At 50.7% G+C, this 15,614-nt stretch carries 15 protein-coding genes; 7 read left to right on the top strand and 8 right to left on the bottom strand.

All coding sequences use genetic code 11. The annotated features are described in order from the left end of the window. Positions 1-7: 7 nt before the first annotated feature. Positions 8-1,009 (bottom strand): zinc ABC transporter substrate-binding protein ZnuA, encoded by a 1,002-nt coding sequence (gene znuA / locus LOZ86_RS09405; protein WP_230243101.1) that lies wholly within the window; start codon positions 1,007-1,009, stop codon positions 8-10. A 76-nt stretch (positions 1,010-1,085) separates the two neighbouring features. Between znuA and znuC the strand changes: the two genes are divergently transcribed. Beyond that, a complete protein-coding gene (gene znuC, locus LOZ86_RS09400) occupies positions 1,086-1,844 on the top strand; it encodes a zinc ABC transporter ATP-binding protein ZnuC (RefSeq protein ID WP_010275871.1) in 759 nt (252 codons plus the stop codon). Further along, complete coding sequence (gene znuB / locus LOZ86_RS09395; RefSeq protein ID WP_014915159.1) at positions 1,841-2,626, top strand: zinc ABC transporter permease subunit ZnuB; 786 nt, start codon at positions 1,841-1,843, stop codon at positions 2,624-2,626. The genes znuC and znuB overlap by 4 nt, the downstream gene beginning before the upstream one ends. A gap of 87 nt (positions 2,627-2,713) precedes the next feature. On the opposite strand, the gene LOZ86_RS09390 is transcribed toward znuB, so the two are convergent. Continuing rightward, positions 2,714-3,673, bottom strand: a complete 960-nt coding sequence (locus LOZ86_RS09390) for a LacI family DNA-binding transcriptional regulator (RefSeq protein ID WP_039480450.1) — start codon at positions 3,671-3,673, stop codon at positions 2,714-2,716. Positions 3,674-4,131: 458 nt separating this feature from the next. On the opposite strand from LOZ86_RS09390, the gene LOZ86_RS09385 reads away from it, so the two are divergent. From LOZ86_RS09385 to LOZ86_RS09375, 3 genes are all read left to right on the top strand, one after another. Then, positions 4,132-5,460, top strand: a complete 1,329-nt coding sequence (locus LOZ86_RS09385) for a PTS sugar transporter subunit IIC (protein ID WP_039480447.1) — start codon at positions 4,132-4,134, stop codon at positions 5,458-5,460. A gap of 167 nt (positions 5,461-5,627) precedes the next feature. After that, positions 5,628-5,933: a PTS lactose/cellobiose transporter subunit IIA gene (locus LOZ86_RS09380; protein ID WP_039481540.1), complete on the top strand. Its 306-nt coding sequence runs from the start codon at positions 5,628-5,630 to the stop codon at positions 5,931-5,933. A 166-nt stretch (positions 5,934-6,099) separates the two neighbouring features. Beyond that, positions 6,100-7,479, top strand: a complete 1,380-nt coding sequence (locus tag LOZ86_RS09375; RefSeq protein WP_039481538.1) for a carbohydrate porin — start codon at positions 6,100-6,102, stop codon at positions 7,477-7,479. 76 nt (positions 7,480-7,555) lie between these two features. Here the strand turns inward: LOZ86_RS09375 and ruvB are convergent, their stop codons facing one another. The 6 genes from ruvB to aspS all read right to left on the bottom strand — a co-directional run bounded on the left by ruvB (position 7,556) and on the right by aspS (position 12,873). After that, on the bottom strand, positions 7,556-8,566 hold the full coding sequence (gene ruvB / locus LOZ86_RS09370) for a Holliday junction branch migration DNA helicase RuvB (RefSeq protein ID WP_039480445.1): 1,011 nt from the start codon (positions 8,564-8,566) through the stop codon (positions 7,556-7,558). A gap of 7 nt (positions 8,567-8,573) precedes the next feature. Further along, a complete protein-coding gene (ruvA, locus tag LOZ86_RS09365; RefSeq protein ID WP_039480444.1) occupies positions 8,574-9,191 on the bottom strand; it encodes a Holliday junction branch migration protein RuvA in 618 nt (205 codons plus the stop codon). A gap of 91 nt (positions 9,192-9,282) precedes the next feature. Then, complete coding sequence (gene ruvC / locus LOZ86_RS09360) at positions 9,283-9,804, bottom strand: crossover junction endodeoxyribonuclease RuvC (RefSeq protein WP_039480442.1); 522 nt, start codon at positions 9,802-9,804, stop codon at positions 9,283-9,285. A gap of 63 nt (positions 9,805-9,867) precedes the next feature. Next, complete coding sequence (locus LOZ86_RS09355) at positions 9,868-10,611, bottom strand: YebC/PmpR family DNA-binding transcriptional regulator (protein ID WP_039480440.1); 744 nt, start codon at positions 10,609-10,611, stop codon at positions 9,868-9,870. Positions 10,612-10,634: 23 nt separating this feature from the next. Next, positions 10,635-11,078: a dihydroneopterin triphosphate diphosphatase gene (gene nudB / locus LOZ86_RS09350; RefSeq protein ID WP_010275904.1), complete on the bottom strand. Its 444-nt coding sequence runs from the start codon at positions 11,076-11,078 to the stop codon at positions 10,635-10,637. Between the two features lies 1 nt (position 11,079). Then, entirely contained in the window at positions 11,080-12,873 is a 1,794-nt protein-coding gene (aspS, locus tag LOZ86_RS09345; RefSeq protein ID WP_039480438.1) for an aspartate--tRNA ligase, read from the bottom strand. A gap of 543 nt (positions 12,874-13,416) precedes the next feature. On the opposite strand from aspS, the gene LOZ86_RS09340 reads away from it, so the two are divergent. Together LOZ86_RS09340 and LOZ86_RS09335 are read left to right on the top strand one after the other, a co-directional pair. Then, on the top strand, positions 13,417-14,634 hold the full coding sequence (locus LOZ86_RS09340) for an EAL and HDOD domain-containing protein (RefSeq protein WP_039480436.1): 1,218 nt from the start codon (positions 13,417-13,419) through the stop codon (positions 14,632-14,634). Positions 14,635-14,724: 90 nt separating this feature from the next. Beyond that, positions 14,725-15,537, top strand: a complete 813-nt coding sequence (locus LOZ86_RS09335) for a DUF72 domain-containing protein (protein WP_080728025.1) — start codon at positions 14,725-14,727, stop codon at positions 15,535-15,537. Positions 15,538-15,614 lie beyond the last annotated feature (77 nt).

Below are 15,614 nucleotides of genomic sequence, written 5' to 3'. Positions count from 1 at the left end.
CGTATCCTCATGATTTTTCCTCCAGACAGCTCACATACTGGTTCGATAGCTGCAACAAGAAATCGGCATAGCTATCTCTACCCAGTGCAATATTGCTTCCCAATGGATCGAGCACACCCGAGCGCACGTCGGTTCCCTTGGCAACAGCATTAATAACGGCTGGCCTGAATTGTGGTTCAGCAAAAACGCATACGGCTTTGTGCTCAACCAACTGTGTTCGTATTTGATGTAAACGCTGTGCACCAGGTTGGATTTCGGGGTTAACCGTGAAGTAACCCAAGGGGCTTAACCCATAGTGTTTCTCAAAATAGCCATAGGCATCATGGAACACGAAATAGCCTTTACCCTGCACAGGCGCTAGCATCTTAACAATTTTTTCATCTGCTTGCCCGATTTTATCCGTGAAATAAAGCAGATTCGCGTCTAGTTTGTCCTTATTCTGAGGCATAAGTTCCAATAATTTTGCATGAATGGCCATTGCCGCCTGTTTTGTCATCTCCGGCGATAGCCAAATGTGCATATTATATTCGCCATGATGGTGGCCATCGTCGCCGTCATCATGGGCGGCATGGCTATGATCGTGGCCTTTTTCATGGTCATCATGCGCCTGTTCATGACCATCCTCATGATCGTGTCCGGCCTCTTTTTCCAGCTCAGATTTAATCGCTGGCAGCGCGGAAAGCGCAATCTGCTTTTCAGGTGAGACTTTCGCTAACGGCTTTCCGAGAAAGGCTTCCATTTCCGGCCCCACCCAAATCACCAGTTCTGCGGACTGTAAACGCTGGACATCAGACGGGCGCAAGGCATAATCGTGGGGCGACGCGCCATCAGGTAACAAAACCTCAGTGGGCGTCACGCCATCGGCAATAGCCGACGCAATGAATCCCAAAGGACGAATTGACGTAATGACCGCAGCGGATGCCGCGCTGATTGACATCCCGCTTGCGAGTAGCGCGCTGGCAACAAACACACTTTTTAACCATTTTTTTTGCTGAATAGATTGCTGCATGAAAGTCGATCCCATCGATTTTTATGGTGTTGCTTGTTATATTATAACGTTACATGGGTTATGCAAACCAAATTCTATGTCCACATTGGTATCACTTAATAATATTTCAGTTACATTTGGCAGCCGAAAGGTTCTGTCAGATATCTCTCTTACCTTGCAGGCAGGTCGAATTCTGACGCTGCTCGGGCCGAATGGCGCAGGGAAATCGACGCTGGTGCGCGTGGTATTGGGTCTACTGTCCCCCACCTCCGGTTCGCTAGTCCGCGATCCTGCACTGCGTATCGGCTACGTTCCGCAGAAGCTGCATCTGGATACCACCCTGCCCTTGACCGTCAGCCGTTTTATGCAACTGCGCCCCGGCGTGAAAAAGCAGGATATTTTACCGGCGCTTAAGCGGGTTCAGGCTGCGCATCTGCTGGAACAGCCGATGCAGAAACTTTCCGGTGGCGAAACCCAACGCGTGCTGTTGGCGCGTGCGTTGCTCAACCAGCCCCAACTGCTGGTATTGGATGAACCGACACAGGGTGTCGACGTCAATGGGCAACTGGCGCTGTACGATCTCATTAACCAATTGCGGCAGGAATTTCACTGCGGCGTGCTGATGGTGTCGCACGATCTCCATTTGGTGATGGCGAAAACTGATGAAGTTCTTTGCCTCAATCAGCATGTTTGCTGCTCCGGCACACCCGAGGTCGTTTCGCTTCATCCCGAGTTTTTAGCGATGTTTGGCCACCGCGGCGCAGAGCAATTGGCGATTTACCGCCACCATCATAATCATCGTCACGATCTACAAGGACGTATCATTTTGAAGAGACAAGGTGGAAACGACGCATGATAGAACTGCTCTTTCCCGGTTGGCTGGCGGGGATTTTGCTGGCGATTGCGGCCGGTCCACTCGGTTCGTTCGTCGTCTGGCGACGGATGTCTTACTTCGGTGACACGCTGGCGCACGCGTCTTTACTCGGCGTCGCCTTCGGCCTGCTGCTGAACATCAATCTATTTGCTGCCGTCATCGCCGTGACGCTCATTCTGGCGTTGGGGCTTGTCTGGCTGGAGCGACGCCCCTATCTGGCTATCGATACGTTACTCGGCATCATGGCACACAGCGCTCTGTCACTTGGATTGGTGGTCGTCAGCCTGATGAATAACGTGCGCGTGGATTTGATGGCTTACCTGTTTGGCGATTTGCTCTCTGTCACAACAGAGGATCTGTGGGTTATCGCCGCTGGTGTTATCGTTGTTGTTGCCATTATGTGCTGGCAATGGCGCGCACTACTTTCTATGACGATCAGCCCAGAACTGGCGCACGTCGATGGCGTCAAGCTACAGCGCACCAAGCTGCTCTTGATGCTGACCACCGCATTAACGATTGGCATCGCCATGAAATTTGTTGGTGCGCTGATCATTACGTCACTGCTGATTATTCCCGCCGCCAGCGCCAGACGCTTCGCCCGGACGCCGGAACAAATGGCGAGTATCGCGATTATTGTAGGAATGATTGCCGTGACAGGCGGTTTGGCCTTCTCAGCCGGCTACAATACGCCAGCAGGGCCGTCGGTGGTGCTGTGCGCATCGCTGCTGTTTATTGTCAGCCTGATTAAGCGACAACCCGCCTAGCCCGCGAGTAAAAAATCAAAAGGAAAAAGCCCTTCTGAATGTACATCTCAGAAGGGCTTTATATTTTGAAGACTGCACGAACAACGTTTATTGCTGGTTAACCATATCTGGAATGATTAAATCACCCCGCAAGACATACGATCCCAGCACATCCTGTGTTTTCTCATTGAGCCAGGACACGATTCTAGCCGCTATCGCATCCATCGAATATTCAATGGCCGGTATCGCCGGAATGCCCGGAATATCGAGAGACCCTGCCAGGCTGAATACCATGATGTCTTTTGGCACAGATTTGTTAAATGCCTGAAGCTGCGTAATAACCCGTTTGGCTTCCAGCTCATCCGCCACCAGAAGCGCATTGAAATTCAGCGTCGTGCTGTTATTGAGCAATACTTGCAGCGCCACCGACGACGATGAAGATGCATCCATAAAGATCAGGTTGCGGTTGAACGGTAAGAAGTTATTTTCCAGCGCCCGCTTATATCCTAAGAGCACCTGCTCCGCTGAACTGCTGGCGGCGGGATTGATCAGCGCAATTTGCCGTCTTCCTTGCCGAATCAGGTAATTACACGCGGTTTCTGTGGCGAAAGCGTGATCAAATTGCAGGCTGTTCGTGGTATCCGTTTCCATGCAATCGATCAGAATGATGTTCTTATCGGCCAGATTCAGCGGAAAACGCGCGCCGATGATTAAAATGTCATCACACAGGCCGCTGGTCAGCTCATCAAGCACGTTCATTACTTCAGCCTTGCTGCTGGCAAAGCGCAACAAGAGATGCTTTTGATGTCGGCTAAAGTGTTTTTCCAGCGCATAAAGATAGCCGGTCGTTTGATTGATGTTGTCCTGAGCGCAAATGACGCCAATACATCCGGTTGACTGACTCAGCAGAGACTGGGCGATGACGTTCGGCCGATATTTAAGCTCATCAACCGCTTTTAACACTGCAAGACGGCTAGCTTCCTTTACGCCGCGTGAACCACTCAACACCCGGGAGACTGTGGCTTTGGACACCCCAGCTAAACGCGATACATCGTTGATTGTAGACATCATTTGCCCCTGAAAAACGCTAAATCTGACTCAAAACCCTAAACACCAACCGCGCATTGCGTTGCTTCGCAGTATAACTGTTTCTATCCAGCATGGAAACCGATTATCCGTTTAACATCCAATGTGTATTTTGCCAATAAGATGTGATGTAAATCTAATTAATACCGCCAGAAATCATCACATATTGACGGTCATCACACTTCTCTTTTCTTTGCATGGAAAACGGTTTCCATATGATATCCAATCATATTAGCAATCACTTTTTACATTGTTCGTGGCGGAAAATGCGGTCCGCCGCGGAAAAAATAGACTGGTCTAGGTGCACGTTTATAAAAGACTGCCACACTTAAAACTTTCGTTAAGCCTGTCGATACAGCAGGTTATGGTACAAAACGTGGCGATAACGCACGTGATGACGATCTGTCGTCATCACGGCGACACATTAAAAAGGTGTTCACATGAGTTCCTTATATCAATCAATGATTGCCGCTATCGAACAATCGATTACCCCGCTTGCAGGGCGTTTGGGGCAGCAAAAATATGTGATCGCTATCCGCGATGGCTTTACCGCCGCGCTACCTTTTATGATCATCGGCTCATTTATGCTGGTGTTTATTTTCCCTCCCTTTTCCGCCGATACCACTGTCGGATTTGCCCGTACCTGGCTCGATTTTTCTATCACCTATCGCGCACAGCTGATGCTGCCTTTCGAGCTGAGTATGGGGCTAATGACCTTTTTCATCTCCGTCGGTGTGGGTGCCAGTCTGGGACGACAGCTTAATCTCGACTCCGTCATGTCCGGCCTGCTGGCGTTTATGGCTTTCCTGCTCGTCGCCGCGCCTTACGCCGATAACAAAATTTCTACCGAGTATCTGTCAGGGCAAGGGATTTTCACCGCCTTACTGACGTCTATCTATGCCACCCAAGTTTATGCGGCGCTGAAACAGCACAACATTACCATTCGCTTACCGAAAGAAGTACCGACGGGGGTCGCCCGCTCGTTTGAAATTCTCATTCCCGTGTTGGTGATTGTCGCAACGCTGCATCCGCTTAATCTCTTCATTGAAGCGCAAACGGGCATGATCATTCCTGAAGCGATGATGCACCTGCTGGCACCGCTGGTTTCTGCCTCAGACTCGCTGCCTGCCATTCTTCTATCTGTGCTGCTGTGCCAGCTTTTCTGGTTCTCAGGGATCCACGGTTCGCTGATTGTCACGGGTATCATGAATCCGTTCTGGATGACCAATCTGGCCGTGAATCAGGCCGCACTAGCGGCAGGTGAAGTCTTGCCACATATCTATTTACAGGGATTTTGGGATCACTATCTGTTGATTGGCGGCGTTGGTTCGACGCTCCCGCTGGCATTTCTGTTATTGCGTAGCAAGGTCACGCACTTGCGCACCATCGGTAGAATGGGCGTCGTACCCAGCTTCTTTAACATCAACGAGCCGATCATGTTCGGCGCGCCCATCATCATGAACCCGATGTTGTTCCTCCCTTTCGTCTTCGTGCCGATGGTTAACGCCGTGCTGGCTTACACCGCAACCAAGATGGGATGGCTAGCGCAGGTGGTGTCGTTAACGCCGTGGACAACCCCCGCCCCCATTGGCGCATCGTGGGCCGCAAACTGGAGTTTCAGTCCGCTAATCATGTGTTTGCTGTGTATGGTGTTTTCCGCGCTGATGTATTTGCCGTTCCTGCGTGCCTACGAACGTACATTAATGAAAACCGAGGAGCAAAAAATACAGGGCGACCTGTCACTGACGAAAACGGTGAGCAGTAATTAATGGGATTAATAAAAAACAGCGATAGATATTAAATAGAAGAAATGAAATAAAGCGTTCAGGGTTGGGGTATTTTTATTATTCGCATTCACCGGCCTAGACGACATTCAAGAACGCGGCATAGAAAATACGTGCCGCGAATATCCGTTCACATAAAAATAGGTCATATGATGATTACATTAGAAGATGCAGTAATGGAAATTATCGTCAATGCTGGACAATCGCGCAGCCTGTGTTTTGAGGCGCTACACGCCGCGCGTAAAGGCCACATCGATGAAGCCAAAAATCTGTTGAAGGAAGCCGATGGCTACGCGCGTAAAGCCCACCATATGCAGACCCAACTGATTGAACAGGATGCGGGAGAAGCCAGACAGCCGATGACATTAATTATGGTGCATGCCCAAGACCATTTAATGACATCACTACTCGCTCGCGAATTATCAGAAGAAATTATTCATCTTTACCAGAGGCAATAGTTCATTTTAATACCCTTATAGGGAGGATTGATTACGTCAGTTATTTAATTAAATTGTACCCGTAAAAAAAATAACAATCACCTTGTTCTGAGCGCCGTGCCATTATTCACGCCAATCAGAGCGGGATGGTTATTGTCTGAAAATAACTTACCGAATTGAGATGATGATGAAAAATTCCAAAAAACTGCCCGTTACACTGGCGGTACTGGCTGCCCTTTGCTCCGGTTCCGCATTCGCACAAGAAACGATTACTCCAGAGCAATTAGATCGTATCGTTGCTCAGGCAGTGGAAAAAGCGCTGGCGGAGCGTCAGGCCAAATTAGACGCGATTGCTAGTAAACAGATCGACCCGCTGACTACGCCGGACGCACCCAAGACACCTGACATGGCGATACCTTATGGCATCAATTTCACCGGCTATGCGCGTTATGGGGCGCAATTCCAGAGCGGTGACCAGAAATATGTTGCGGTTGATGGCTCCTATAACGGTGCCTCAGCGCTGGGCCGTTTGGGCAACGAAGGTAATGGCGGTGAATTCCAGCTTTCCAAGGCTTTCAAAAGTGACAATGGCGCAATCTGGGATGTCGTCGTGATGATCGACCACTGGGGCGACGAAGTTAACCTGAAAAAAGCCTATGCGGGCGTCACCAACCTGTTTGCTTCTCAGCCAAATGCCTATCTCTGGGCCGGACGTGATTTCCACCAACGCCCACAGCAAGGGATTAACGACTACTTCTGGATGAACCATGACGGTCAAGGCGCGGGGATAAAGAACTTTGATATCGGCGGTATTCAATTCGATGTCGCGACCGTCGCGGCCGTGGAATCCTGTAACCCCGAAATCATCACGAATAATGCGAACCCTTCACGCATCAGCTGTACTGGCAGTTCCGGCACGGGCGACAAAGGCAATTACGCACTGACGTCCAAAGTGCATGGCATCAAGCTGGGGGAGTTGGATCTTGCGCTGTACGCGAACTACGGCTTTGATTCGAAAGCGGTCGATAACGATACGCGACTGAAAGCCTGGCAAGGCGGCGCGGTCCTGAGCCACACGGGGAAAAATAGCCTCAATCAGTTTATCACTCGCTATTCGAACAATGCGGATAACAGCGTTTACAACAAAACGGACAACCTGAAAACCTTCTATGCCAGCTTTGAAGGTAAATACAAATTCACACCGCAAACACAGGTCGAATATCTGCTGGCCTACCACGACTACTCGAATGACTCAGCCAGTCAGGACGATCGTCGTAACTACAATGCCATCGTTCGCCCGATGTATTTCTGGAATGATGTGCATTCCACCTGGCTTGAAGCGGGCTATCAACATGTAGATTACAGTCAGGGGGGTGATAACAAAGGGTGGAAACTGACGCTTTCCCAGAATGTCTCGATTGCCATGGGCCCGGAGTTCAGACCGATGCTGCGCTTCTATGTCACCGGCGGGGAAGTGGATAACAAACACACCGCGCGGACAACGACCGGCGTCAACACGCAGCTCGATTCGTTCAACGTTGGGGCAATGTGGGAAGCCTGGTTCTAATCACATAAATTCAGGGAGACCGCGTGCTCTCCCTGAATGTGGAAATGATTTCTTAGACAATACGCTTCTCCACACTTTAGCTCACGTCTTCACGCGTTAAACCAAAATGACGATAGGCATGCTGCGTCGCCATTCGACCGCGAGGCGTACGCTGAATGAACCCTTGCTGAATCAGAAACGGTTCCAGCACGTCTTCAATGGTTTCGCGCTCTTCGCCAATCGCGGCTGCTAAATTGTCCAGCCCGACGGGGCCGCCCATGAATTTATCGATGATCGCCAACAGCAGCTTGCGGTCCATATAGTCAAAGCCTTCGGTATCCACCGCCAGCATATCCAGCGCTTGCGTCGCCACGTCACCGGTAATCGCCCCTTCCGATTTAACCTCGGAGAAATCGCGCACCCGCCGTAATAATCGGTTGGCAATACGCGGCGTACCCCGCGCGCGCCGCGCTACTTCAAGCGCGCCCTCAGATGTCAGATCAAGCCCTAAACACTGTGCGCTGCGGCTGACGATATACTGCAAATCCTCAACTTTATAAAACTCCAAACGTTGCACAATGCCGAAACGATCGCGCAGCGGTGAAGTTAACGAACCTGCACGCGTTGTTGCGCCAATCAGCGTAAAAGGCGGCAAATCGAGTTTGATCGAACGGGCGGCCGGCCCTTCGCCGATCATGATATCCAACTGATAGTCTTCCATCGCCGGATACAGCACTTCTTCCACAACGGGTGACAGGCGATGAATTTCATCAATGAACAGTACGTCATGCGGTTCGAGATTGGTCAGCAACGCGGCGAGATCGCCGGCTTTTTCCAGTACCGGGCCTGACGTCGTGCGCATATTCACGCCCATCTCGTTAGCAACGATGTTCGCCAGCGTCGTTTTACCCAGACCGGGAGGACCAAAAATTAACAGATGGTCCAGCGCATCCCCGCGCTTGCGGGCCGCCTGAATGAAAATTTCCATCTGCTCACGCACCTGCGGCTGCCCCACATACTCGGTGAGGAATTTAGGGCGGATCGCACGGTCGATAAATTCTTCTTCAGGAACGGCGTCAGCGGAAATTAAACGATCGGCTTCTATCATGAATACCTCACAGCGCCGCGCGCAGTGCATCCCTGATCAGGGTTTCACAGTCAGCATCGGGACGCGCGATCTTGGAGATCATGCGGCTAGCTTCTTGTGGTTTATAGCCCAGCGCAACCAGTGCAGCGGCGGCTTCCGCCTCAGGTTCGCCAACACGGCTGTCTGCGGTAGCAGGCGATGCCAGCGGAATATCGCTGACCGGATTAAACAGATCGCCACTCAAGCCTTTGAAGCGATCTTTCATTTCAACAACCAATCTTTCCGCCGTTTTCTTACCGACGCCCGGCAGTTTAATCAATGTACCGATTTCTTCGCGTTCGACTGCGCTGACAAACTGCGTCGCAGACATCCCAGAGAGGATGGCCAGCGCCAGTTTCGGCCCGACGCCATTCACTTTGATTAGCTCACGGAACAGCGCCCTCTCCTGCTTATCATTAAAACCAAACAGCAGCTGTGCATCTTCGCGGACAACAAACTGGGTAAAGATGATCGCTTCCTGATTGAGTTCAGGGAGTTCGTAAAAGCACGTCATCGGCATATGGACTTCGTAACCCACGCCGTTAGCTTCTATCAGCACCTGCGGCGGCTGTTTTTCCAGAATAATGCCTCTGAGACGACCTATCACGTTGCGCTTCCTTTTACGTAGGGAAAGAATGGCTTGAAGTATGACGAGTATATAACATAAAAAAGGCTGGATGAATATCCAGCCTCTTGTTTCAGCGCAGTCTTCCTGCCAGTGGGTTCACTTTCGCCACCGCGGTTTGCAGCAGGCTTTGGCTAAAGTGGCAGTGAGTAATGGCAATCGCCAGCGCGTCGGCGGCATCCGCCTGCGGGCTGGCCGACAGTTTCAGCAGTGAGCGAACCATATGCTGCACCTGCTTTTTATCCGCCGCGCCCGTTCCTACCACCGTTTGCTTAACCAACCGCGCCGCGTATTCAAACACGGGCAGATCCTGATTCACACCCGCGACGATAGCCACACCGCGTGCCTGTCCCAGCTTCAAAGCTGAATCCGGGTTTTTCGCCATGAAAACCTGCTCAATCGCCATACAGTCTGGGCGAAATTGCGTAATGATTTCACTGACACCGGCGTAAATCAGCTTAAGCCGCGTGGGCATGTCATCCACCACGGTACGGATACAGCCGCTGCCGAGATACGTCAGATGACGACCCTGCTGACGGATAATGCCATAACCCGTCACGCGCGAACCGGGGTCAATGCCGACTATTATTGTCATAGTGCCGCTCCGCCGATTCGCCCGTGTGGATAGCTGTTGCTACGTTGCATTACCAACCTGCCATTACAGCAGTTCAGCTATCTCATCGGAGATCTCACCGTTATGGTAAACCTCCTGCACATCGTCGCAGTCTTCCAGCATGTCGATCAGACGCATCAGCTTCGGTGCCGTTTCTGCATCCATATCCGCTTTGGTAGACGGGATCATAGAGACTTCAGCCGATTCCGCTTTCAGGCCAGCCGCATCTAATGCGTCCTTCACATCACCGAACGTTTCCCACGGCGTGAAGACGTCAATCGCACCGTCGTCGTACGTCACGACATCATCAGCACCGGCTTCCAACGCTGCATCCATGATCGCATCTTCATCCAGACCCGGCGCGTAAGAAATGACGCCTTTCTTGGTGAAGAGGTACGAAACGGAGCCATCGGTACCCAGATTGCCGCCAGTTTTCGTAAACGCGTGACGCACTTCGGAAACGGTACGGTTACGGTTGTCACTCAAGCATTCCACCATGACGGCCGTGCCGCCTGGGCCGTAGCCTTCATAAATGATGGTTTCCATGTTGGCATCATCGTCACCGCCGACGCCACGGGCAATCGCGCGGTTCAACGTATCGCGCGTCATGTTGTTGGACAGAGCTTTATCGATCGCGGCGCGCAGACGTGGGTTAGAACCCGGATCGCCACCACCCAGACGGGCTGCGGTAACCAGTTCGCGGATAATCTTGGTAAAAATTTTACCGCGTTTGGCGTCCTGTGCTGCTTTACGATGCTTTGTGTTAGCCCACTTACTATGACCTGCCATAAAAATCTCCGAAAAAAGCCTGTTCAGGCCGGATAAATAACAAATTCCTCAATCGCCTGCCGGTTGCTCCAGGACTTGGTCAACTGTGCCGCGTGGGGCACATCCAGCCACTGGTAAGCAAGATGCTCGGATAATTGCACCTCGCGCTCAGCAGGTAACGCCAGACAAAACCAGTGTTCGGTATTGTGCGTAACCCCCGGCGCATAGCGACGTCTCAAATGAGCAAATAGCTCAAACTCAATACAGCGCTGACAGTCAAAGAGTGATAACGCTTCCGCGGATATATCGATGTTAACTTCTTCTTTGACTTCACGCTGTGCGGCATACGGCGCGCTTTCCCCTTCTTCTATGCTGCCAGTTACTGACTGCCAGAATTCAGGATCGTCGCGCCGTTGCAACATCAGCACCCGCCCGGTGTCACGGGCATAGATCACCACCAGAACCGAAACGGGTCGCTTATATACCATCTTATTCGTTCTCGGATTTTCCATCCTGAGCCGCTTTCCCTTTCACGACAACCGCAATGGCAAGCTCGTCCAGCGAAGCCGAGTTGGCAAAACTTGGCGCTTCCGTCATCAGACACGCTGCTGCCGTCGTTTTCGGGAAAGCGATAACGTCACGAATGTTATCGGTGCCCGTCAGCAACATCACCAGACGGTCAAGGCCAAACGCCAGACCCGCGTGCGGCGGCGTACCATATTTCAGAGCGTCCAGCAGGAAGCCAAATTTCTCACGCTGCTCTTGTTCAGTAATGCCCAGAATGCTGAACACGGTTTGTTGCATCTCACCACGGTGAATACGCACGGAACCGCCGCCCACTTCATAACCGTTAATGACCATGTCATACGCGTTGGCGATCGCCGAAACTGGGTTAGCGGCCAGTTCAGCAGGCAGCATGTCACGCGGTGCGGTAAACGGATGGTGCATCGCCGCAAGACCGCCGTCGCCATCTTCCTCAAACATTGGGAAATCGACAACCCACAGCGGTTCCCAGCTGTTTTTTGTCAGGTTCAGATCGCGACCCAGCTTGAGACGCAGCGCGCCCAGCGCATCGGTCACCACTTTCGCGCTGTCCGCACCAAAGAACAGGATGTCGCCATCTTGTGCCGCGGTACGATCCAATACGGCAGACAACACGTCTTCGCTCAGGAATTTTGCTACCGGGCTTTGAACGCCTTCCAGACCCTTGGCACGCTCATTGACCTTGATGTAAGCCAGCCCTTTCGCGCCGTAGATTTCAATAAACTTGCCGTATTCATCAATCTGCTTACGGCTCAGCTGTGCGCCGCCCGGTACACGGATAGCGGCAACGCGGCCTTTAGCATCGTTTGCCGGGCCGGAGAAAACTTTGAACTCGATGTCCTTCACCAGATCGGCAACATCAACCAGTTCCAGCGGGTTACGCAAATCTGGCTTGTCGGAACCGAAACGGCGCATGGCTTCTGCGAACGTCATGATCGGGAAATCGCCCAGATCGACGCCTTTCACGTCCTGCCACAGTTCACGCACCAGTTTCTCCATCACTTCACGCACCTGTGGCGCGGTCATGAAAGAGGTTTCCACATCGATCTGGGTAAATTCAGGCTGTCTGTCGGCACGCAGGTCTTCGTCACGGAAGCATTTGACGATCTGATAGTAGCGGTCAAAGCCGGACATCATCAGCAGCTGTTTGAACAGCTGTGGGGACTGCGGCAGCGCATAAAATTTGCCTTTATGTACGCGGCTCGGCACCAGATAGTCACGCGCGCCTTCCGGCGTTGCTTTCGTCAACATCGGGGTTTCGATGTCCAGGAAGCCGTGGTCGTCCATAAAACGACGCACAAAACTGGTGATACGGGCACGCGTTTTCAGGCGCTGCGCCATTTCAGGACGGCGCAAATCCAGATAGCGGAATTTGAGACGCGCTTCTTCGGTATTGGTTTGGTTGGAGTCCAACGGCAGCGCTTCAGAACGGTTAATAATCGTCAGTGCGTTGGCAAAAATCTCGACTTCACCCGTCGCCATATCTTTGTTGATTTGGCTGTCTGGACGGGCGCGTACGACACCAGTAAGTTGGATGCAGAATTCGTTACGCAACTCGGATGCCAGTTTAAATGCGTCCTGACGGTCTGGGTCAAAGAACACCTGAACCAGCCCTTCGCGGTCACGCATATCAATAAAAATCAAACCACCCAGATCGCGGCGGCGGTTAACCCAACCGCACAATGTCACTTCCTGGCCCACATGGGACGAATTCAACTGCCCGCAATAATTAGTACGCATCACGATGTCCTTTTACTCATCCGCCAGCTCACACGTTCTCACGGTAGATTACTTTTCACGGTAAATCACAGTGCAAAAACAGTGGCATTTTCGCTGCACGGCATGGTTTTTCTGGGTTACTGTCCGATGAAAAAAGGCGGCTATTATAAAGGATATTCGCCCGAACGATAAGCATGAAGGTAACGCTCTGCGACGCCACCGCCTACTCTTTTTACGAAATTTCCTTTCTGGTTAACAGAATGTTCACGAATAGAGATGGAGTTGTTGCAAAACTGAACGACAGAGGAAACCCAAGTCAGCAGAATACGGTGACCCGAAAACCACCAGGAAGGCAACTTCTCAGCAGGCCAATTTTCTGAAACGTCATCGGCCCAAAGGCATAGGGCATGCCAACGCGCACAGCGTGAGGATTTGAGGAAACCGATCTTCCCTTTTAATAAAATCTGCTAAAATTACCAAGTAACTGCTTATTTTTATAAAAATTTTAATAAAAAACGCTTTTCCATTATTGGCTAATGCGTATGGTTTACATGGAGAACAAGTATGTATTCATTTGTTGCCCGTCAACCCATTTTAAATCAACACCTCCAAACCGTTGCCTATGAGCTACTTTTTCGCATGGACATCACCAATAGATTTCCTGACGTGAGTCCTGAATTTGCAACCGCACAGCTTATTTCCGATCAGTTCTTAACCAATCCGTTGACAAAATCTGTGGTTGAACAGCCTTACTACATTAATTTCCCCCATCAGATGTTGATCAATGGCCAAGCTGAGGTATTGCCACAGGAAAAGGTCGTTATTGAGATCCTTGAAAATTCGATTCCCAATAATGATCTCTTTGCTGCCGTAAAAAAGCTAAAAAGAAAGGGCTTCAAAATTGCACTTGATGATTTTTCGATGGATTCAGAATGGGATCGGTTTTTGCCTTACGTTGATATCATCAAATTCGATTTAACTCTGTCGACCTTTGATGATATTGAAAATTTCATCAAAAAAACCACGCAGCGCAAGCTAATCTACTTGGCAGAGAAAGTAGAGACACATGAGCAGTACCTGAAAAGTAAGAAACTGGGCATCTCACTGTTTCAGGGCTATTTTTTCAGTCGTCCTGAAATGATCAAATCCAAAAAATTGGTCAATAACTCCAGCAATACCATCAGGCTGCTGAGAGAAGTGAATAAACCAGAGCTCAACTATGCCACGATCGAAGAATTGGTCTGTGCCGATCTGTCGCTTTATTATAAATTGATGCGCCACATCACCAATATCAAATACAATACCCGCTTTGGTATCACGGCAACCACCATGTCTTTCCGCGCGATGGCGATGCTGCTTGGGCAACGGGAGCTTAAACGTTTTGTGTCATTAATTAGCATAACCAACAGTAATGAAAATAAACCCAGCGAGCTTTATCGCACGAGTTTAATTCGCGCCAGATTCTTCGAGTTGTTGCATGCCTCTTTCAATGTGAAGGACGATACCACCGAGGCGTTTCTCTGCGGATTATTATCGCTGCTTGATGCCGTATTAGATTCACCCATGCCGCTATTGCTCTCACAAATCGCCCTATCGGAAAAGATTAACCAGAGCTTATTAGAAAATACCGGTGAACTTGCGATTTATCTGACATTAATCGCGAAATATGAACAACAAGAGTGGGAAGAGCTTGAACAACTGTTAACCCAGTTGGGTATTGATGAAGAAAACTTCTTTACCATGATCATAGAGGCCACACTGTGGGCGGACGAGATTTTATAAACGATATCTCTCGGTTCGCTCGCGCTGCCCCGACAATTACGTGATAATCGTCGGCATTCTATTAAGATTCAATGACGTTATGGTGCGATGATGTATATCGGATTACCACAATGGCAGCATCCTGCCTGGAGTCGGTTAGGCTTAAACGACCTTGCCGACTACAGCCGCTATTTTACCTGTGTTGAAGGTAACACGACCTTTTATGCGTTACCTTCACGCGAAGTTGTCGGACGCTGGCGTGATATGACGCATGATGACTTTCGCTTTTGTTTCAAGTTTCCCTCAGCGATCAGCCATAAAGCTGCCTTGCAGAACTGTGATAACGATGTCAGGCTTTTTTATCAATGTCTTGAACCGATTGGACACCGTATCGGACAGCTCTGGTTGCAGCTCCCAGCCGCCTTTGGCCCTGCGCAGTTACCCGTTCTGTGGCGTTTTCTTGATGCCTTGCCGCAGGGGTTTAGCTACGGTGTGGAAGTGCGTCACTTGCTGTTTTTTGCCAAAGGCAACGAGGAGCGGGTGCTAAATCAAGGGCTACAGCAGCGCGGTATCAACCGCGTGATTCTCGACAGCCGTCCGGTTCACCACGCCCCACCAGATAGCGCCGCCATGCGTGAAGCCCAGCGGAAAAAGCCTCGCGTGCCAGTACATGCCGTGCTGACAGCTACGCAACCGCTGATTCGCTTTATCGGCAGTGAAACGCTGGAAGAAAGCCTTCGCTGGTTCGAATCATGGCGTAACAAGCTGCCGCAGTGGGATGAAACAAACCCATTCTTCTTTATTCATACACCCGATATCGGTGAGGCCCCGCTGCTGGCGCAGCAGCTTTGGCCATTACTCGCCGAAATCGCCCCAACCTTGCCGCCTCAACCGAATTGGCCACAGCAGGCGACGCTATTTTGATCCACCCAATATCAATATGTGTTAGTCCGTTTGATTATAAGCAATTTCACGGCATAATCCATTTCCGCTAAAAAAAT

Origin of the sequence: Pectobacterium parvum, from assembly GCF_020971565.1 — a bacterium.
GTDB lineage: Bacteria > Pseudomonadota > Gammaproteobacteria > Enterobacterales > Enterobacteriaceae > Pectobacterium > Pectobacterium polare.
The sequence above is the reverse complement of the archived record's forward strand: the minus strand, read 5'-3'. Positions and strand labels throughout refer to the sequence as shown.